This is a genomic window from Peribacillus sp. TH16, assembly GCF_016651095.1.
Taxonomy (GTDB): domain Bacteria; phylum Bacillota; class Bacilli; order Bacillales; family DSM-1321; genus Peribacillus; species Peribacillus butanolivorans.
The window spans coordinates 1,559,168-1,579,081 of sequence record NZ_JAEKEM010000002.1 but is presented as its reverse complement, the minus strand read 5'-3'; the positions used below and the strand labels follow the sequence as shown (position 1 = coordinate 1,579,081).

The 19,914-nt window shown below is 39.3% G+C and carries 15 protein-coding genes and 2 riboswitches; of the genes, 10 read left to right on the top strand and 5 right to left on the bottom strand.

The features are described 5' to 3' along the window. Nucleotides 1–79 precede the first annotated feature (79 nt). Genes JFV29_RS07595 through JFV29_RS07585 form a run of 3 tightly spaced genes read right to left on the bottom strand, consistent with a single transcriptional unit; the run spans nucleotide 80 to nucleotide 3,878 of the window. Nucleotides 80–499 (bottom strand): flavodoxin domain-containing protein, encoded by a 420-nt coding sequence (locus JFV29_RS07595; protein ID WP_201183441.1) that lies wholly within the window; start codon nucleotides 497–499, stop codon nucleotides 80–82. Continuing rightward, entirely contained in the window at nucleotides 489–1,541 is a 1,053-nt protein-coding gene (locus JFV29_RS07590) for a ribonucleotide-diphosphate reductase subunit beta (protein ID WP_201182194.1), read from the bottom strand. The genes JFV29_RS07595 and JFV29_RS07590 overlap by 11 nt, the downstream gene beginning before the upstream one ends. A 39-nt stretch (nucleotides 1,542–1,580) precedes the next feature. Further along, nucleotides 1,581–3,878, bottom strand: a complete 2,298-nt coding sequence (locus JFV29_RS07585) for a ribonucleoside-diphosphate reductase subunit alpha (RefSeq protein WP_201182192.1) — start codon at nucleotides 3,876–3,878, stop codon at nucleotides 1,581–1,583. A 137-nt stretch (nucleotides 3,879–4,015) separates the two neighbouring features. After that, nucleotides 4,016–4,196, bottom strand: a riboswitch (cobalamin riboswitch). A 294-nt stretch (nucleotides 4,197–4,490) separates the two neighbouring features. Between JFV29_RS07585 and JFV29_RS07580 the strand changes: the two genes are divergently transcribed. Next, the gene (locus JFV29_RS07580) at nucleotides 4,491–5,420 is read left to right on the top strand and encodes a manganese-dependent inorganic pyrophosphatase (protein ID WP_201182190.1); all 930 of its coding nucleotides are present in this window, start codon (nucleotides 4,491–4,493) and stop codon (nucleotides 5,418–5,420) included. Nucleotides 5,421–5,550: 130 nt separating this feature from the next. Here JFV29_RS07580 and JFV29_RS07575 read toward each other — a convergent pair whose 3' ends face one another. Together JFV29_RS07575 and JFV29_RS07570 are read right to left on the bottom strand one after the other, a co-directional pair. Next, entirely contained in the window at nucleotides 5,551–5,697 is a 147-nt protein-coding gene (locus JFV29_RS07575; RefSeq protein WP_201182188.1) for a hypothetical protein, read from the bottom strand. 82 nt (nucleotides 5,698–5,779) lie between these two features. Then, a complete protein-coding gene (locus JFV29_RS07570) occupies nucleotides 5,780–7,237 on the bottom strand; it encodes a SulP family inorganic anion transporter (RefSeq protein ID WP_201182186.1) in 1,458 nt (485 codons plus the stop codon). A 403-nt stretch (nucleotides 7,238–7,640) separates the two neighbouring features. On the opposite strand from JFV29_RS07570, the gene JFV29_RS07565 reads away from it, so the two are divergent. The 9 genes from JFV29_RS07565 (at nucleotide 7,641) to JFV29_RS07525 (ending at nucleotide 19,744) form a co-directional block, all read left to right on the top strand. Continuing rightward, nucleotides 7,641–9,854: a helix-turn-helix domain-containing protein gene (locus JFV29_RS07565; RefSeq protein WP_201182184.1), complete on the top strand. Its 2,214-nt coding sequence runs from the start codon at nucleotides 7,641–7,643 to the stop codon at nucleotides 9,852–9,854. A 603-nt stretch (nucleotides 9,855–10,457) separates the two neighbouring features. After that, a riboswitch (cyclic di-GMP riboswitch) is annotated at nucleotides 10,458–10,548 on the bottom strand. 475 nt (nucleotides 10,549–11,023) lie between these two features. After that, nucleotides 11,024–12,160, top strand: coding sequence for an acyl-CoA dehydrogenase family protein (locus JFV29_RS07560; protein WP_201182182.1), 1,137 nt, complete (start codon nucleotides 11,024–11,026; stop codon nucleotides 12,158–12,160). Nucleotides 12,161–12,181: 21 nt separating this feature from the next. Then, nucleotides 12,182–13,042, top strand: a complete 861-nt coding sequence (locus JFV29_RS07555) for a 3-hydroxyacyl-CoA dehydrogenase family protein (RefSeq protein WP_201182180.1) — start codon at nucleotides 12,182–12,184, stop codon at nucleotides 13,040–13,042. A gap of 13 nt (nucleotides 13,043–13,055) precedes the next feature. Next, entirely contained in the window at nucleotides 13,056–13,829 is a 774-nt protein-coding gene (locus JFV29_RS07550; RefSeq protein WP_446728237.1) for an enoyl-CoA hydratase/isomerase family protein, read from the top strand. A 47-nt stretch (nucleotides 13,830–13,876) separates the two neighbouring features. Next, entirely contained in the window at nucleotides 13,877–15,058 is a 1,182-nt protein-coding gene (locus tag JFV29_RS07545) for an acetyl-CoA C-acetyltransferase (protein WP_201182176.1), read from the top strand. Nucleotides 15,059–15,092: 34 nt separating this feature from the next. After that, the gene (locus JFV29_RS07540; protein WP_207205092.1) at nucleotides 15,093–16,682 is read left to right on the top strand and encodes a class I adenylate-forming enzyme family protein; all 1,590 of its coding nucleotides are present in this window, start codon (nucleotides 15,093–15,095) and stop codon (nucleotides 16,680–16,682) included. Between the two features lie 19 nt (nucleotides 16,683–16,701). Next, nucleotides 16,702–17,139 (top strand): acyl-CoA thioesterase, encoded by a 438-nt coding sequence (locus JFV29_RS07535; protein WP_056531189.1) that lies wholly within the window; start codon nucleotides 16,702–16,704, stop codon nucleotides 17,137–17,139. 19 nt (nucleotides 17,140–17,158) lie between these two features. Further along, a complete protein-coding gene (locus tag JFV29_RS07530; protein ID WP_201182174.1) occupies nucleotides 17,159–18,463 on the top strand; it encodes an MFS transporter in 1,305 nt (434 codons plus the stop codon). A gap of 417 nt (nucleotides 18,464–18,880) precedes the next feature. Continuing rightward, nucleotides 18,881–19,744 carry a tetratricopeptide repeat protein gene (locus tag JFV29_RS07525; protein ID WP_201182172.1) on the top strand — a complete coding sequence of 288 codons (864 nt, stop codon included), beginning with the start codon at nucleotides 18,881–18,883 and terminating at the stop codon, nucleotides 19,742–19,744. The last annotated feature ends 170 nt before the right edge of the window (nucleotides 19,745–19,914 follow it).

Genomic DNA, 19,914 nt, shown 5'->3' with positions numbered 1-19,914 from the left:
AATGATTTTCATAATCAGGATTCTGTTTTTTACTAATTAACGAATGAAAGGGATATGCATAATCGCATATCCCTTTCATTCAGTTCCTAAATAAAGAGGTGAACTTTTGAAGTCTTGGCAAGTCTGATTCTTGATACATTTGTTCGATTTTTAAAGTCACCAATAACTGGCTCTTTGCAAATAGCATGTCCCGAAAATGATCGACCGCTCCGCAAAAATGATTGTAATTGGTTTCTCCTGTCCCGAAGACGCCTGTCTTTAGATGAGAAATCGGTAATTGCTCTAGTTCCGCATAAAAGGCAGCTGTTTTGGCAGGAAGCTCTCCATTACCCCATGTATAGGTACCGATGATCAATGCATCATATTCTGGCAATATACCGGTATCAAATTCGCTAGTTCGAAAAAGTTCTGCTTCTGGCAAAAGGGAAGCAAGGGCTTCAGCTAGTGCTTTTGTATTGCCGCCGGCCGAATGATAGACAATTGCAATTTTATAGCTCATCGAACCCATTGCTAGCATTTACTTGACTGTATGTTCTTGATTTTTGTTCAAAGAAATCAGTTTTGGTGAGGCCAATAGATTCGTCGTCGAATGTTTTAATCCATGGCATCGGGTTCTCACTATACTCTTGATACAAGTTTTCAAGTCCTAGCATACGCAGTCGTTTGTTGGCGATGTATTCGATGTACTCGTTGAATTCTTCCAAGTCGAGATCTGCTTTGGTTTGGATATCCTCAAGCATATACTCAGACCATTCTTTTTCAAGTTCAACTGCTCTTTCAATCGTTGTATAGATGAACTTCGTGTTTTTTTCATTATTTAACTCCGGGTATTCATACATCAAGATTTGTACGAGCATTCCGATGAAATCGAAGTGAACCATTTCATCGCGATGTATATAGGAAATCATTGTAGCCGAACCAGTCATTAGGTTTTGACGCCCTAAGTTGTAATAGAAGGCGAATGCCAGGTAGAAATAAATACCTTCGAGGTTCGTGGAATGGATGAGTGCTTCAAATAAGTGTTGAGGACTAGGATCGTCCACAAACGTTTGATAGGCATCCACAATCGGTTGATTCCGCTTTATCACTTCCGGGTGTTCTTTAATGCGGTCGAAAAGTTGTTTTTGCTTGCCTACCGGAATCAAGGAAGCAAGGATATAGGAATAAGATTCATTATGAATAGATTCCTGCTGGGCCATGTTGGCCAGGATCGCTTTTGCTGCCGGGTCTTTGATGTAACGAAGGATTTCCACTAAAGTCGGCGTTTGAAGGCTGTCCATTCCTGCAATCATTGTAAGGATATCAAGGAAAGCATCCTGGATATCTTCATCTAATTCGCCCCACTGCTTTTTATCCTGAATCATGTTCACGCTCGAAGGCTTCCAAAAGTTATTTATGAGTTGTGTATACGTATCATAGAATTTTTCATACTGAATATCGTTCCAAAGGAGAAAGCCTGAAGCTTCCCCTTTGAATACGCCCGTTGCTTTAGTTGGATGCGTAGGTTCGAGCATCCGGATTTTTTTGATATGATTGGTCATTCGTAAAACTCCTTTAAAAATAGATTACTGATTTGATCGTTAACTTGAGCAACTTTCGCAGGCATTATCATATTCAGATGAAGTGGAACGAACATAATATGTTGATTTCAATCCGCTTTCCCATGCTGTTAAATGGATATCCAATAGAACTTTAGCCTTGATTGTGTTGTGGACATACAGGTTAAAGCTGATAGCTTGGTCAATATGACGCTGACGGGCTGCATTTTGTCTGATGCTTTCCAGTTGGTCCAAGTTAAATCGTGTTTTTTTATAATACTCATACGTATTAGGCGTCAATCCGGGTGCTGTCACTTTGAATTTGAAGTTTTTCTTTTCTTCATAAAATTCAATTTCATATAAGGGATCGATTCCATCAGTGGAGTTACCGATTTTAGCAGTTGATGAATTAGGTGCAATGGCCATTAAATATCCATTACGGGTACCGTGTAGCTGCACATTTTCTTTTAAATCCATCCATTTTTCATCGGTATAGTCACGAAGTTCGAAATATTGGCCTGTATGCCAATCAGATCCTTCAAAATATGGGTACGTTCCTTTTTCCTTAGCCAATTCATTAGACGCTTTGATTGTTAAGTAAGCAATTTTTTCGTATAAAGTATCAGCATATTGAACGGCCTCATCTGATTCCCAATATATATTCTGGGTGGCAAGTAAATGATGCCATCCAAATGTTCCTAAGCCAATTGCCCGGTAACGCTTGTTTGAGATGGATGCTTGCTTGACCGGAAGACTGTTCACATCAATGACGTTATCGAGCATGCGGATCTGAATCGGAATCAATCTTTCTAATACATCGCTACTTACCGCGCGAGGCAGGTTAATGGAAGAGAGGTTACATACAACGAAATCGCCGCTTTTACGAACTACAACTACATCGCCATCTTCAGTTTCGTATTCATCCGTGATCGTTGAAGGGCTTAAGTTTTGAGCAATCTCTGTGCAAAGGTTGGAACAATAAATCATTCCTTTATGTTTATTAGGATTCTTACGGTTCACTTCATCACGGTAGAACATATACGGTACGCCTTCTTCTAGCTGAGAAATCATAATGCTTTTCATAATGTCCATCGCGTTGATTTTTTCAAAGCTATAGCTAGGAAGTGTGCCATTTTCCGCAGCCTCCACAGCGTGAGCGTAATGATTTCTGAAGCTTCCTTCGCCTTTTTTCTCGTCATAAAAATCTTCGAGTGAGAATCCAAGGGTTTGCTTTACGGTATGTGGGTCGAAAAGATACCATTCTTTCCGATCGCGTACGGCTTCCATGAACAGATCAGGAATACATACACCTGTAAAAATATCATGAGCTTTCAACCGGTCATCACCGTTTTGTGTCTTTAAGTCAAGGAAACTCATGATATCTTTATGCCAGGCATCCAAATAAATCGCGATTGCTCCTTTACGCTGGCCCAATTGATCGACGCTGACAGCAGTCTGGTTAAACAAACGGATCCAAGGGGTCGTGCCTGAACTGTTTCCAGAAAAACCACGGATATCAGAACCAAGTGAGCGGATTTTACCGACATAAAGTCCTACACCACCGCCGAATTTAGATACTTTAGCGGCATCGTAGTTGGATAGATAAATGCCATCAATAGAATCTTCAATCGCGTCAATAAAGCATGAACTTAACTGACCGTGAGTTTTGCCTGCGTTTGATAGGGTAGGTGTCGCGACGGTCATATACAGATTGGACATCGCCCAGTATGCCTCTTTGACAAGTTGCAGGCGGTGTTCTGTTTTTTCCATTCGCATAATTTCCATAGCGATGATCATGAAGCGCTCCTGAGGCAGTTCGTAGACCTTGTCTTTTTTCGGACGGGCTAGGTAGCGGTCGTTTAATAAGTAGATACCGATATAAGAAAATAGTTTATCTTTTTCCGGATCGATCACTAAGCCTAATTCTTCAATTTCTTCTTTGGAGTAAGAGTCGAGTAGTTCGGGTTTATAAATCGGGTAGCGTTCCCCCTCTTGCTGTTGAGATAGTCCTGCGATTAATTCATAGAACGGTCCGTAGCTCACGCTCTCATAACCGCGATTCGCTTGTGCATCCCTGTACATCGTATTCAAAAGTTCTGCCGCAGCAACAAACGTCCAATCTGGAGCATCTATGTCTACACTTTCGAGAGCAAGCTGGATCAGTTTTTTTGAAGTTTGTTCTTCTGTTGAGTCACTTTTACGATCCAGCCATTTTGTAAAACGCTTTTTGAACTTTTCCATATCTAGCCGGCCTTCGAATTCCTTGGATAACATCTCAAGCTGGATAGAACTTGTTTCTGTGTCATTTTTCACTATAGTAGAGTTATATGTTTGAGTCATGAATAATCCTCCTTGTAAACTTCCGTTAAATAAAAAAATCCGCCCAATAAATTGAGCGGATCAAACGATAGAATAAAAGAGCCATGAAAAAATAGCCGTTATACTATCGTTTCATCATCTCAATCCCCGAAGAATAAGAAACGTGAAAAATCCAGGCAGGTCTCCTGACTCATGATCATCCTACTTTGAGTTCTTCCCGTATAATGAGCTATACAGTGGTTTTCTCATTTCGTCACATTTACAGTTGCGGGGACAGTTCCGGGTTTACACCGGATTCCCTTTTCAGCCATCACTGGCACCTTGGATTACAAATAATTCTATATATAGTTATGTGTGTTGTTTTTAATATCAATATCTAGTATTTCTGCTTATATTATCGTAATCCATATGAGACGATAATTCAACTAATATATTTGATAAAAACCAATCCTTATCTATTGACAAAGTGAGGGGAGAGGGAAAAAGAGTGAAAGAATTAATAGGAAAATGGGAAATTCAAACGCTGAATGTAAGAGATTTTATGTTAAAATAAAGTGTATAGTAAAGGTGGCTCTCCCTTATTGTAATGATGGGGGTTCCCGGAAAAATATTTATTAAAAAGGAGAAATAATCTTGGAAAAAGTATTAGTTTTTGGACATAAAAACCCAGATACAGACACAATTTGTTCAGCTATCGCTTATGCGGATCTGAAAAAACAACTAGGTATCAATGCTGAACCTGTTCGTCTTGGTGAAGTGAATGGTGAAACTCAATATGCATTAGACCAATTCAAATTCGAAGCTCCTCGTCTTGTAGAAAAAGTGGCAGGGGAAGCGGATGGTGTGATTTTAGTCGATCACAACGAACGCCAGCAAAGTGCAGAAGACATTGACCAAGTCCGTGTTTTAGAAGTTATCGACCACCACCGTATCGCTAACTTTGAAACAAGTGATCCTTTATATTACCGCGCAGAACCAGTTGGTTGCACGGCAACTATTTTAAATAAAATCTATAAAGAAAACGGTATTGAAGTGCCTAAAGCAATCGCAGGTCTAATGCTATCTGCCATCATTTCCGATTCTTTATTGTTCAAATCTCCAACCTGCACAGAGCAAGATGTTGCAGCAGCAATGGAATTAGCGGAGATTGCCGGAGTAAATGCTGAAACATATGGCTTAGAAATGTTAAAAGCAGGCGCTGACCTGAGCGACAAAACAATTGCCCAGCTAATTACTCTTGATGCAAAAGAATTCTCTATGGGAACTGCGAAAGTGGAGATTGCTCAAGTCAATGCTGTGGATCCGAACGAAGTTCTTGCAAAACAAGCTGAATTAGAAGCAGCTATTGAAGCTGTTATTGCTACGAAAGAATTAGATTTATTCTTATTCGTTGTAACGGATATTTTAACAAATGATTCTGTTGCCTTGGCTCTTGGGAAATCAACGGAAGCAGTTGAAAAAGCGTATAACGTTACATTGAGCAACAACATTGCCGTCTTAGAAGGCGTTGTATCACGTAAAAAACAAATCGTGCCGGTTTTAACGGACATATTCAGTAAATAAAGATGTGAAAAGGGTGCTCTGAATACTTCGAGCACCCTTTTTATGTAATATTGTGAGGATCAACAAATTTCAATCATGTCTATAAAAAAGGACTCAAACAAGCCATTTAAATGACGTTTGAGTCTTTTTTTTAATTCAAAGCTTCCTTCTCTTTTTCATAGGCGATAATAATTAGTTCTTTATTTGCGTCTTGGCCTAGCTTGCTTTCAAAGCTTCTTAGTTCATTCAGTAAATCTTGTGACAGGTTTGCTGCCGTATAATCCTGCTCGGATATCATACTTTTTGCTCCTTCCATCTAGATATATTTCATGTTATCTATTTTGTCGGTTTAAAAAGTTTCTATTCAGCAAAATTTAAACTTAAGATATTTTACTATCATAAGTGGCGAGCTTTTCAAGCAATTGGGAACTTTCATGATCGAGACCAAGCACCTGAACAGATTTACCATGTAGCCGATATTTAAGGACAACCTTATCAACTGCGCCGACTGCAGAAGCATCCCATATTTTTGAATGGGAAAAATCAATGGTGATAGAATCAGCCTTTTCATTTACATCGAACTTGGAAACAAAGTCCTGAACCGAGGCGAAAAATAATTGTCCGGTTATACGATAAATAATTTTCTTAGCCTGAATGTCCTCTGCTTTTTCAACCGACACTTTAGAAATTTTAGCCGAGAAGAAAATCATGCTCAAGAGAACGCCGGCAAATACGCCTTTTGATAAATCATGCGTATAAAGAACAATGATGACAGTTACAATCATCACAGCTGCATCCGTCTTAGGAGCTAGTCTGAGCCTCTTCAAGGAAGACCAGTCGAATGTTCCTATTGAAACCATAATCATGACTGCAACAAGGGCTGCCATTGGAATTTTAATAAGGACGTCATTCAGTATCACGATTAAAACCATCAAAAAAGCCCCGGCAACAAATGTTGAAAGCCGACCTCTGCCGCCAGACTTAATGTTAATTCCAGATTGACCAATCATTGCGCATCCTGCCATACCGCCGAAACACCCGGCGATAATATTCGCAATGCCCTGGCCTTTGGCTTCCCTATTTTTGTTGCTATCTGTATCGGTCATCTCATCGACAATTTGAGCCGTCAATAATGATTCAAGCAACCCGACAAATGCAAGTGCTATGGAATAAGGAAAAATGATAGCCAATGTTTCAAATGTAAAGGGAATATCTGGAAGTATGAACATTGGAAGTGCCTCGGTCAATTGCCCCATATCCCCAACAGTACGCACAGTGGCCCCTGTTGTAACTGCTACAATAGTCATGAATATGATAGCGACCAGTGGTGAAGGAATGATTTTGGTGATGCGTGGAAAAAGATAGATGATTGCAAGTGAAACTGCCGTCATGACATACATAATCCACGTTTCACCCACGAAATGAGTAAGTTGGGCAGTGAAAATCAAAATGGCTAGAGAATTCACAAAACCAGTCATAACAGGCTTTGGGATAAACTTCATTAACTTTCCAATTTTGAAGACCCCTAGTAAAACTTGCAGTATACCAGTTAAAATTGTTGCTGCAAGTAAATAGTTCAAGCCATGATCTTTTACAAGATCAACCATGACTAGCGCCATTGCCCCAGTAGCGGCTGAAATCATACCTGGTCTTCCGCCGACAAAAGAGATGACGATGGCGATACAGAAAGAGGCATATAACCCTACCATTGGGTCGACCCCGGCAATAATGGAAAAGGCAATTGCTTCAGGAATCAGTGCCAGTGCCACGACAATACCGGAAAGAACATCTCCGCGAACGTTGCCGAACCACTCCTGTTTTAATATAGATGTATTCAAAGAAACACTCCTTTTTTCATTATATATGTGTTTTAATTTGCTTTATTAACGCAATAAATTATAGCATGGCTTATTCATTCTATCTATGGATAATAGAAACCACTAAATATGGGCTATTCATTGATTAGCTTTTTACTTTTGAGACAAAAAGTCTGGATGTCTCACAGAAGGGGAAGAAATACTTTAAGTGAAATGTATTGATAAGGGGTATAGCTGTCACATGCTTGATAGGGGATCTAGGGCATTTTTTCGACTTTGGTGAGGTATGAATCATTGGGTTTAAATGTTTGAATTTCCAAAGACTTCTGTTTACCTTTTGCGATATGTTACTATTAATATACTGATTTTTCTGTATTTACTGTGGGTTATTCTTCAACAATGGATAAGAACAGGGGATGCTCCTATGAATAAAAGTGAGAAGAGAACGAAATTAGTAGAAAAAATTGAAACGCATTTAAGATTGACTGCAAGAAATTTAGTGAAATTCGATACAATTCAAGAAACATTAGATTTTACGGTAGAATCATTTCAACTGGAGTTTTCATGGGATTTCGTGGCAATCGTTTTAAGAGAAGATGATATCTTATATCCAAAAGTCTGGAAAGGAGGTTCGCCGCATTTTGCAGATTCCTTTCCAATTCATCTAAGTGAATGCTCTCCGGAGATTCTCGAAGAAGGATGGGATATTAGGAAAGAAGAAAGCAGCCTCAATTGCAAATTTTATAAGTTAATGAAAAATGAAAGAATTTCAACCTGGTTTACTGTACCTTTAAAAGATGATGGAATCAGCTATGGGTTCTGTATTATTGGTTTTCATAATTTCGTTCCTTTAATTTCTGAAGTTGAGCAAATTTTTGTTGAATTTGGAAAAGATGTCGCAGTTGCTATGCAGCTTGCAAAGGAGAAGGAATTTGAGAAACGAAAGTTAAGCAGCATAAGATGGGTCAATGAAAATGTGACCCCGGGTTCATCGATGGAAGAGTTAGTGCAAAAGGTGCTAGAGCTATCATGCCAAGGTACGATGGCAGAGGACGCCTCCATCTATTTGTTCGATGAATCGGAAACCTGTTTTTATTTGCAAAGCCCTTTGATAGGCTCTCCTAAACTGGAAGAAAATATTAGGGTTATAGGAGAGAATGAATTAAGTACATACTTTCCATTTTTTGAAAAATCGGGTGGCTTTCAGTTGTCGGTTCCGTTGGTGGTAAATCTTAAGACTGTGGGAATGATTCATTTAGCCAATAAGGCAATGGGCGCATTCACAGTGGGGGACCTTGAGCTTCTAAAATTTTTATCAAACCATGTGGCCGCATTATTTGAAAACGCTAGATTATATTTAAATGAAATTCATTTAAAGCAGCGGTTACAAAAGATTATGGGCTATCAACAGGAACTGGTCAAAGAGACATTGTACGGGGAAGATTTTGATGTCATCACGGATACCCTCAGCGGGTTGTTGTCCTGTTCAATCATTCTTTTTGATAGATTCTTCAGGTACATCTCTATTCATCTAGAAAACGAGGATGAATATTCACTTCCCGATATATATAGTCTTATTGAGAAAGAGAAAGCGAAAATTGGTAAGGAAAAACGGGGAATATGGCTCGGAGATTTTAAAAAGGATTCTACTGCTATTGGTTTTTGGCCTGTAATAGGAAGTGGGGAATTATTAGGCTATTTAGCGATCATCACAAATAAGAATGCTGTGGATGAGGTTACGAATTTAACAATTGGACATGCGCTAAATGTATATGCCATTCAGTTCATCAAACAAAAACTGATCATAGAAACTAAAGAGCAGGTGAAGGACAGTTATATAACTAAACTGTTTGAAGAGAAGATAGAGGATAAGGCTAAAATAGTGGAATACGCGACGCTAATGAACATAGATTTATATCGGCCACACCGGATTGCTGCATTAAAACTGGAAGAGGAATCTTTACTTTCCCATTCGAACCTGATCGAGAGAGAAGCAGAAAAAGCCTCGGAATGGGATCATATGAAAGAACAGCTGTATCTTAAATACAAAGAAATCATCGTGACTAAAAGAGATGATATGATGATTCTCATGATTCCAGTAGAAAGAGAAAAAGACCTGGCTTCCTCTTATTGGGGAGAGTTATATCAATATCTTAGAGAGCAACCGATTTTCAAAAAGCTTTCCTTGACGATTTATATGGGAGTGGGAGGGGCGACAGATAAGCTGGAGGATTATTATTATGCCTACAAACAGGCCATGCATGCTTATAATGTTAGCCGAAATGGCTTCCCGAAAAATGGTCTAGCTATATTTGATGAATTAGGTTCGTATTCTCTTTTAAATAACCTGAAAGACCCTGCACTTGCCGATTTATTTCTGAAAAAGTATTTAGCTCCGTTGATGGAATATGCAAAGGGAAGTGGAGCAGATCTTATGAATACGCTAAGAGCCTATTTATTTAATAACGGAAATCTGAAAAATACCATGGATGTACTTTTCATACACCGCAGTACTCTGCGCTACAGGTTGGAAAGAATTCGTGACATTCTAGACATGGATCTAGAAGACGCAGAAACGCGATTAAATCTAATGATTGCTTATAAACTTCATGATTTATATCAATCCAGCCAGTTATAGACTGACAAAATCCTCCTCAACATAATCAATGATAAAAGGCCTTGAAGGGGGCTTTTTTTTGTGAAAAATTTTATCTGAGATTCATTAGTAATAGAAGAGTTTATAAGATTCAAGTAGCCTTTTGTGTACTTGCACAAGCTTTCTCTCTTCATCTTACATGATATATGGTGGGATCAAGCAAGCTTTAGAAGAAAGAAGGAAAGAAAGCCAGTGCAGAGGAAAAAGCTACGTGTGAGCGCTTCTGTATCGAAATGATAGGGTGAATAGAATTTAGGTCTATGATCCAAGAAAGAGCAAGCAAGTCTACTCAAAAGTAAGACCAGAAACTATTCTTTATAAATAATGCTTGATTTACATTCGGGACATGTTACTTCTTTATAATGCTTGAAGCTAATCTTTCTAAGATCCCTTCTGGTTAACATAGTGAATACATTATATCTTGCGCCGCATGCACAAGTATATTTGTCTTTAACTATGTGTCTCTCATCTGTATTAGCTGAATAAATAGTAGGAAAAAACATATAAAACCCTCTTTTATCTAATTTTAGGCAAATTAAAAAGGGGGCAAGAAATAAATAATTAATTAATCTAATCAAGATATATCTTGGCAACCCGGCTGCCATGACAACTAAATTGTTGGTTTAGGCCCGTGGCTTTGCGTCTTTTACTTTCATAAAATTTGCCTAAAATAATCTTAACATAAAAATTAACTCGTTTTGGAAGTGCAGAAAAAATACTTATCTATTAATTGGGAAGAACTAATGAGGGAAAGAACAAGTGATAAGCGAACTTTCCTTTGGTGTGGTTCTTCTCGAAGGGGTTTTATTCCAAGATGTAACTGCTAATTAGGAAAAGATAGATATATATTAATTTTATCAGGTAATGGTTCTCTAAATAAGAGTTAGTATTTCCTAGTACAAGGTATTAGTCAGGCTGAATTATGATCATTGGATAAATGGGAAAGCGGCTGCTCAAATATAAAATGAGGGTTATTCAAACTGAGGATATGATACACAGTTGGTTTACACTCTGGATCTCGATTGGTACAAAATGTACGAATTAAAGGGATCCGTTTAGTACGCTATGTACCTATAACTGGTTAATATATGGAGATATAATGACAATTATTAGATAATAAAATAAAAATTCAGTCAATTAGGAGGGCACCTATGGATTTCAACTTAACAGATGATCAGCAAGCGATTGTTTCGATGGCAAGGGATGTAGTGAATGCTGAAATCATTCCACTAGCAAGAGAGTTCGACGAAAGAGAGGCTTTCCCTGTAGAAATCATGGACAAGTTGAGGGAATGTGGACTATTCAATCTATCTATTCCTGAGGAATACGGAGGTCCTGGAATTGATAAATTATCACATGCCTTAATCGTGGAAGAAATAGCAAGAGGCTGTGCTGGCATAGCAACTTCATTGGAAGCTAATTCACTTTCATCTTATCCAATTTTAGTTGGTGGGGATGAATCACTTAAGCAAAAATATTTGAAACGTTTAACCGAAGAAGGGCAATATGCTTCTTTTGCCTTAACAGAACCGGGCGCGGGCAGTGATGTATCTGGCATGTCATCAACTATTGTAAGAAAAGATGGCGGTTACATATTAAATGGGGAAAAGTGTTTTATCACCAACGCAAGTTATGCTCATTTCTATGTAGTACTCGCCAAACAGACGCTTGAATATGGGAAAAATTCTTTTACGGCTTTAGTTGTCGAAAGAGATTCTGAAGGTATTACGGTTGGTGAAAAGGAAAAGAAAATGGGGCTTAGAGCTTCTAACACAGCTTCGGTTATCTTCGATGATGTCTTTGTACCCCTTGAAAATCGAATTGGAGAAGAAGGAAAAGGTTTTAAGATTTTTATGAAAGCACTTTCTTTTGCGAGGCCGATGGTTGGAGCACAGGCGGTAGGAATTGCACAGGGAGCATATGAAAGCGCTTTAAATTATGCGAAGGAAAGAAAACAATTTAAAAAGCCAATCGCTAATTTCCAATCCATCCAATTCATGCTGGCTGATATGGCGATGACCATTGAAGCATCAAGGTTATTGGTTCATAAGTCTGTCTTTCTCTTGGAACAGGGTACGCCTTCAGCGAAGCATGCTTCTTTCGCTAAATGTTTCGCTGCTGATACCGCAATGAAAGTAGCCGAAGATGCGGTGCAAATTCACGGAGGTTACGGATTCATTCGGGAATATCCAGTTGAGAAGTATTTCCGTGATGCTAAAATCATGCAAATTTACGAAGGTACAAATCAAATACAACGTGTCGTCATTGCAAAAGAGATATTGAGTTAACTAAAAAAGGAGGAAATGAAAATGGCAGAGACAATTATCGGGGTCGTAGGATCAGGAACAATGGGGGGAGGAATCGCTCATCAAGCAGCGTTATCCGGTTTCAAAGTAATTTTATGTGATGTAGAAGATCGATTTTTAGATAATGCGATTAATAGAATGGAAACGTTCATGCATAAAAGCGTAGCAAGAGGCAAGATGAAGGAAGAGCAAAAGCCTGAGGTGCTGGGAAGAATCACAAAAACGACTAATTTGGAAGATTTAAAGGAAGCCAACTTTGTTATCGAAGCAATCATCGAGAACTTGGAAGCGAAGAAAGCGATATTTTCCCAGTTAGATAACGTTCTTGGCGAAGAAGCGATAATTGCTACCAATACTTCATCGATGTCGATCACAGTCATTGCAGGAGCGACCAAGCGGCCTGAGAAGGTAGCGGGTATGCATTTCTTTAACCCGGCGCAAATCATGAAATTAGTGGAAGTGGTCCGTGGTTATAATACAAGCGATGATACCGTATCAAAATTAATGGAGCTTTCAAGGGCATTTGGCAAAGAACCAATCGAAGTCAAAAAAGACTCGCCTGGATTTATCGTGAACAGAATCATGATTCCGCAATTCATTGAAGCCATCAGATTGGCTGAAGAAGGGGTAGCTTCTTATGAAGATATTGATAAAGCCGTTAAATTGGGATTGAATTATCCAATGGGTCCTTTTGAATTGCAGGACTTTGCAGGTGTCGATATTGGTTTGCACGTCATGGATTATTTTTATGATGAATTTAAAGACGGTCGTTTTGCAGCTCCTCAACTTATCCGCCAAATCGTAAATGCAGGACGTACAGGTAAAAAGGCAGGTGCAGGATTTTATGACCACGACAAAAAATGAGGGGGCAATAAAAGTGGAATTAGAAGTGTTGAAATATGAAATTAAGCAAGGGGTAGCAACTGTTTATTTGAATAGACCCCCTCACAATCCATTAAACTGGCAGTCTTTTAAAGAACTTTCTATGCTTATGGATCAATTGGACCGTGACAGCAGGGTAAGAGCAGTGATCATTACGGGCAGTGGCGATCGATCATTTGCAGCCGGCGCAGACATAAAAGAGATGATGAACCTGACGGAAATGGAGATTCTGCAGAATAATGAAATTTCCCGAGGAGCTTTTGAAAAAATGGAACGGCTGTCAAAACCTATAATTGCAGCTGTAAATGGTCTTGCTTTAGGCGGCGGTGCGGAGCTTGCCCTTGCTTGTGATTTGATTATTTGTTCTGAACGCACGAAATTCGGATTTCCGGAAATTAATCTGGGGATTATTCCAGGAGGCGGAGGAACTCAGCGTTTTCAGCGTTTAGTTGGCCAAAAAGCGGCTAAGGAAATTCTGTATTTTGGAGAAATGTTCTCAGGTGAAAGAGCCTATGAACTTGGTGTTGTTAATAAAGTCGTTCCTGCAGATCAACTGTTGACTGAAGCGAAAGAATGGGCAGTAAAATTGGCAGGTAAATCTTCGATGGCAATGAAGATGATGAAAAAGGCAGTTAATGTAGGCGCCAATACAGACTTAGATACGGCACTGGATATTGAAATGGCTTGTTTTGGTAACACGTTTGCCTCTTCTGACCGTAAGGAAGGCATGCAGGCCTTCGTAGAAAAAAGAAAAGCTATTTTTAAATAACAAAATGGGGGCGCCAGCGTCCCCTTATAAAAGGGAGGATACAAAACATGGCAGGAAACGATATTGTTTTAATAGAGGGAGCAAGAACGGCATTTACTGAATTCGGGGGATCTTTCAAAGATGTTTCAGCTATTGACCTCGGTGTAATAGCTTCTAAGGAAGCAATGACCCGTTCAGGGATAAAACCAGAAGAAGTAGATCAAGTAGTGATGGGGAATGTTATTCAATCAAGCGGCGACGCTGTGTTCCTAGGTAGGCATATTGGATTGAAATCTGGTATCCCGCAGTCAGCACCAGGGCTTACCGTCAATCGTTTATGCGGTTCTGGATTGCAGGCCATTGTATCGGCAGCCCAATCCATCAGACTTGGTGAATCACAAGTTGCCCTTGCTGGTGGAGCGGAAAATATGAGCCAAATCCCTCATGTTATTCGTGGAGCACGTTTTGGAATTCCTCTTGGGCAAGCACCAATGGCCGATTTTCTATGGGAATCCCTATATGATCCATATGGAGATTGCACGATGTCCATCACGGCAGAAAATATTGCCGCAGAGTATGGTATCACCCGAGAAAGCTGCGATGAGTTCGCAGTAAGAAGTAATGAGCGGGCACTAGCCGCCATTGAAAAAGGTTACTTTGGCAAAGAAATTACCCCGGTAGCTATTAAAACAAGAAAAGGCGAAGTGAATATTGATCGGGACGAACATCCTCGTGCTTCAACGTATGAGAAAATCTCCAAGTTAAAAGCACGGTTTAAAGATAATGGGGTCGTTACAGCAGCCAATGCAAGTGGTATCAATGATGGAGCGGCAGCGGTCATTCTAACATCTTCAGATTATGCTGAAAAAAATAACATTAAACCGTTAGCCCGTCTCGTTTCCTATGGAATCTCCGGCGTTGATCCAAAATTAATGGGATTAGGTCCAGTTACGGCTATTCAGCAAGCGCTTTCAAGGGCAGGGATGGATATTAAGGATCTCGATCTTGTTGAAATAAATGAAGCATTTGCTGCTCAATATCTTGGGTGCCAAAAACTGCTTGATTTTGATCCTGAAATTGGAAATGTCAACGGAGGCGCAGTGGCTTTAGGCCATCCGTTAGGCGCAAGTGGTGCACGTATTTCACTTTCCTTAATTTATGAATTGCAAAGACGCGGGAAAAAGTATGGCGTATCTTCGCTTTGTATCGGTGGAGGTCAAGGGATTGCTGCAATTTGGGAAGCAATTTAATGAATCGTTTTAGTTAGTAAAGGAGGTAAGGTATTTGATAGCCAATCATACTGGGACGAATTCTTATACAGTATCACAGGTCTTTAAACATGCGGTTTTAACAACACCGGAAAAAGAAGCAATATTTGATGGGGAAAATCGTCTTACCTATGGTGAAATTGATGTAGAGGCTGATTTATTAGCCTCTGGATTAGTTCAGCTAGGTATTGAAAAAGGCGATCGGGTCGCGGTCTGTTTACCAAATTGGAATGAATTTATGGTTATTTTTATGGCGCTATCTAAAGTAGGTGCGATACTTATTCCTTTAAATATAGATTTCCGCAAAAATGAAATCATTTATATTTTAGAAAATTCGGGTGCTAAAGCTGTTTTTTTCTCAAAAACTTTTGGTAAAGTCGATCAATTCCCACAATTGATGGAAGCCCAAAAAAGTATTTCCACATTAATACATCTCATCTCCGTCCGTTTTCAACATGATTCCATTAACAATTATGATCGTTTAATTCAATTAGGAAGAAATCACAAAATATTAAAGACACCTAAAGTGGAAAATGATGATATCTGTGTGATCCTCTATACTTCTGGGACGACAGGCAATCCAAAGGGAGTCATGCTCGCCAACGAGAACGTGGTGAGTATATCAAGAACAGCAGCTTATAAAATGGATTGTAGTCCTAACGATGTATTTTTAATCCCTGTTCCTTTATTTCATATCATGGGCTTGATGTTCATGTTGCGCTCCATTTCCTGTCAGGGAAGACTCGTTTTAATGGAAAAATTCAAAGCGGAAAAGGCATTGGAATTAATTCAGCATGAAAAGGTGACCATTCATCCGGGAGTGCCGACCATGTTTATCCTAGAATTGAATCACCCTAACTTTTCTACATATGATCTATCGAGCTTACGAACCGGGGAAATGGCTGCAGCACCTTGTCCGATTGAAATTCTTCGTCGGATTAAGAATGAGATGAAATGCAATATCCTAGTGGCCTATGGTATGACGGAAACATCTGCAAGTTTATCGATGACGAATTTCGAGGATGATGACCATCTAAGGGCTGAAACGGTAGGCAGAGCGATGCCGGGCGCAGAAGTGAAAATTGTGGATGATAACCGGGAAGCAGTTCCGCCAGGTGTAGTCGGAGAACTTGCCTGCAAAAGTGCAGGCCTGATGAAGGGGTATTTCCAGATGGAAGAAGAAACAAAAAAGGCTACGGATGAACATGGGTGGTTTTATTCTGGAGATCTGGCCACGATGGATGGAGCAGGATATATCCGGATTGTCGGCCGTAAAAAGGAATTGATCATCCGCGGGGGGTACAATATCTATCCTCGTGAGGTAGAGGATGTCTATTATCAACACCCGAGCGTAATGGAAGCAGCTATCATTGGCTTACCGGATACGGTACTCGGAGAAATCACTTGTGCTGTAATCCGTTTGAGGCCAGGTAAGCAAGCTTCCGAGCAGGAACTTAAAAAATTTGCCGAACAAAGACTCGTGTCATATAAAGTTCCAAACAAATTTGTCTTTATGGATGAACTCCCTATGACATCATCAGGGAAAATATTGAAACGAGAACTAACAAAGCGAATAGAATCAGAGCTCAAAGGAGAATTGCGGTAATAAGGAAGGGGGAGGAAAAATGAGGGAGAATGAGCACAAGTTTATGATTGAATTCGGGGAGACAGATGGAGCGGGTATTGTTTATTTTCCTAATTATTTGAAGTGGTTTGATAATGCAACACATCACTTTTTTCGGTCCATGAATTTGCCCTTAGCGCAATTAAAAGAAAAGAATATTATTTTGCCTTTGATTGATGTGCGCTGTACGTTCGAAAAGCCGCTTCATGAGGATCAATGGATAGTCATTAAGACCACAGTTGGGAAAATGAGTACAAAAACCATTCAATTCATACATGAAATATTTTTGAATGGCGAGAGGGTCAGTTATGGGTATGAACTTCGTGGATGGGTTTTAAAAGGAGAAAATGGGATAGCGGCTCAGCCGATTCCAGAGGAAATAAGGGAACTAATGACGTGTGATGATGTAGTAAATAAGAAAGAAGTGTTGAGTAGATAAAAGTTGGAAGAGGTCGATCATGGGTATGAATTCTATTCAAAAGCAAGGTGTCATTTCAAAGCAAGGTTGGATTATGATTATCCTTTTGTTTTTCTTGACTGTCATTAGTAACGTGGACAAAGCCATCATTGGATTTGCTTCCGTCCAAATTATGGATGAGCTAAACATCACACCCACGCAATGGGGATTAGTGGGCAGTGTGTTCTTTTGGTTATATTCTTTATCAGCTATTTTAATGGGGGCTTTATCCGATAAAATTGGGACCAAACGGGTCATTACCATCATTGCCATCATATGGGCTGTGGTTCAGTTTTCTACTTTTTTTGTTTATAGTTTTCCATTATTATTGGCAACAAGACTTATTTTAGGTGCTGGAGAAGGGCCTGCCTATTCGTTAGCCATGACTTCTGCTTCTAAATGGCTACCTAAACAAAAGCTTAGTTTTGGATTGACGCTTGTTTCGATAGGAGGACCTTTAGGTGTAGCCATTTCTGCTCCTATCTTGATGTATATTATGCAGAGCTTTGGATGGCGAAGCGGTTTTATAGCAACAGCTGTTGTAGGTGTAATTTGGGTTCTCATTTGGCTGAAATTCAGCAAAGAACAACCAGAAGAAAAGGCTTCAACTATATCCACACCGATAGAAATGGACATGGAGGAAAGAGAAAAGGAAACAAAATTCACAACTTCCCTATTTTCGAAAAACTTCCTTTTAATTGCACTTTGTGGATTTGCAACATACTGGTCTTATACATTTGGCCTTAATTGGTTGCCTAATTATTTGGCTAATGTCCGGCAAATCAGTGAGACCCAATTAAGCTTTGCCGTTACAGTTCCATGGATCTTAATTACTCTTTCACAATTATTCTTCTCTTTCTTGTCTGATCGGTTATACAGTAAGACGAATAGTATCATCCGTTCCAGAGTTTTTGTACTCGGTCCTGTCATGATATTAGGATCTGTATGCTATATCCTGGGGACCATGGTTTCTTCTGATATCCTGGCAGTTGGGTTGCTTTCTTTAGGATTAACCTTTGGTTGTATAACTCTTATTCTTGGACCGACGTTGTTAGTAAACCTTATCTCCAAAAGGCATCAGGGTAAAATCCAAGGATGGTTTATGGCGATTGCCTCATTAGGTGGGATTGTGGGTCCTTATATTACAGGACTTTTTGTGGAAAATTCTGTGTCAGCGACGACTGGATTTCAATATTCCTTTTTCACCTGTGCGGGGCTCTTATTCGTTTTTGGAGTCACGGCCTGTATCGGAATACGTCCAAAAAAGAGTCCGGTTTCTGAGGTATCTGCCAATACGGCTATATAAGGGGTTTTGTATGAACATTGTGTAAATATACATTTTACAGAAAATATAAAGAATCCATTTTGAAAAAGTTTGATCAAAATGGATTCTTTTTGTTTAAATAGGACTTTCACTTTTATAAAAACGTTGATTAAAATTCGATTTTTCTTCTTAAAGGATATTTAAAAACTTTCAATTTTAAAGCTTCTTAAGTGTTAAATAAAACCTCATATGAAGGAAAGATTGTATTTGTATCCCATGATCAAGCATTCATAAATAATGTAGCAGATTTACAGTATGATATTTATGATAAAAAATTGCATCAAATGTAATATAAATTTGTTTTCAAAAGCAAAAACGGATGGTATGGTAATTGTGGTAATAATAACCATATCACATTATCCTAATCAGAAATAAATTATACTATTTGGAGAGTGAATTATGTTAGACTTCGATGCGCTGTGGGATTACAATCAACCTGAAGAAACCGAGCAGAAATTTATCAGTTTGCTAATGCAAGCAGAGGGCTCCGGAAACATTGGATACTTAGCTGAACTTTTGACTCAAATTGCACGTTCTCAGGGATTGCAGGCAAAATGCAGAATAGCGCATGAGACGCTGGATCGCGCAGAGAGATTATTGAAAGAGGATTTAGTTGTGGCGCGAATTAGATATTTTCTGGAACGAGGCAGAGTTTTTAATTCCTCATCTCGATCAATGGACGCTATTCCGCTATTTCTCAATGCATGGGAATTAGGAATCCGGTCCAGTGAGGATTATTACGCTGTTGATGCAGCGCATATGTTGGGAATTGCTGAATCGACTCCGGAGAAACGTATGGAATGGAATTTGAAGGCGCTAGACTATGCCGAAAAGAGTCCTAAAGCCAGCTGTTGGTTAGGTTCGTTATATAATAACATCGGTTGGGCACAAGTTGAGAATGGAAAACTTGAGGAAGCACTTGAACTGTTCAAGCGAGCGTTGGAATTCCGCAAGGTGCAAGGCACCCCAAATTCAGTGTTTATTGCAAAATGGAGCGTAGCAAAGGTACTGCGGTTAATGGGACAAGTTGACGAGTCTTTTGCAATACAGATGGAATTACTTGCTGAAACCGAACAAAACAGCGAACCCGATGGATATGTTTATGAGGAGGTCGCGGAGTGTCTTCTTTTGCTTAAAAGAAGCGAGGAAGCACGACAATACTTTTCTTTTTGCTATGACCGCTTAATACTCGATAACTTTCTTGCAACAAAAGATCCGGAGCGCATCGAACGCATTAAGGAATTAGCAGGACGATCAGTCTAGAGGAGAAATGTTAAATACGTTAAAACTACTACACAATTTGGAACGATATTTATATAGGGAGTTATATTTTTCTTGAAAATTAATAGAGAAGTATATCCTAGTTTGTTAATCCAATAACCGTACCAGACGATTTGAAATTGTGTAGATAAAGCAATTATATCTTTTATAGA

Bases quoted from the DNA above. Each gene is read 5' to 3' on its own strand.
- JFV29_RS07595 (WP_201183441.1), bottom strand. From the start codon at position 499: ATGAGCTATAAAATTGCAATTGTCTATCATTCGGCCGGCGGCAATACA.
- JFV29_RS07590 (WP_201182194.1), bottom strand. From the start codon at position 1,541: ATGACCAATCATATCAAAAAAATCCGGATGCTCGAACCTACGCATCCA.
- JFV29_RS07585 (WP_201182192.1), bottom strand. From the start codon at position 3,878: ATGACTCAAACATATAACTCTACTATAGTGAAAAATGACACAGAAACA.
- JFV29_RS07575 (WP_201182188.1), bottom strand. From the start codon at position 5,697: ATGATATCCGAGCAGGATTATACGGCAGCAAACCTGTCACAAGATTTA.
- JFV29_RS07565 (WP_201182184.1), top strand. From the start codon at position 7,641: ATGAATAAAAGTGAGAAGAGAACGAAATTAGTAGAAAAAATTGAAACG.
- JFV29_RS07560 (WP_201182182.1), top strand. From the start codon at position 11,024: ATGGATTTCAACTTAACAGATGATCAGCAAGCGATTGTTTCGATGGCA.
- JFV29_RS07555 (WP_201182180.1), top strand. From the start codon at position 12,182: ATGGCAGAGACAATTATCGGGGTCGTAGGATCAGGAACAATGGGGGGA.
- JFV29_RS07545 (WP_201182176.1), top strand. From the start codon at position 13,877: ATGGCAGGAAACGATATTGTTTTAATAGAGGGAGCAAGAACGGCATTT.
- JFV29_RS07535 (WP_056531189.1), top strand. From the start codon at position 16,702: ATGAGGGAGAATGAGCACAAGTTTATGATTGAATTCGGGGAGACAGAT.
- JFV29_RS07530 (WP_201182174.1), top strand. From the start codon at position 17,159: ATGGGTATGAATTCTATTCAAAAGCAAGGTGTCATTTCAAAGCAAGGT.
- JFV29_RS07525 (WP_201182172.1), top strand. From the start codon at position 18,881: ATGTTAGACTTCGATGCGCTGTGGGATTACAATCAACCTGAAGAAACC.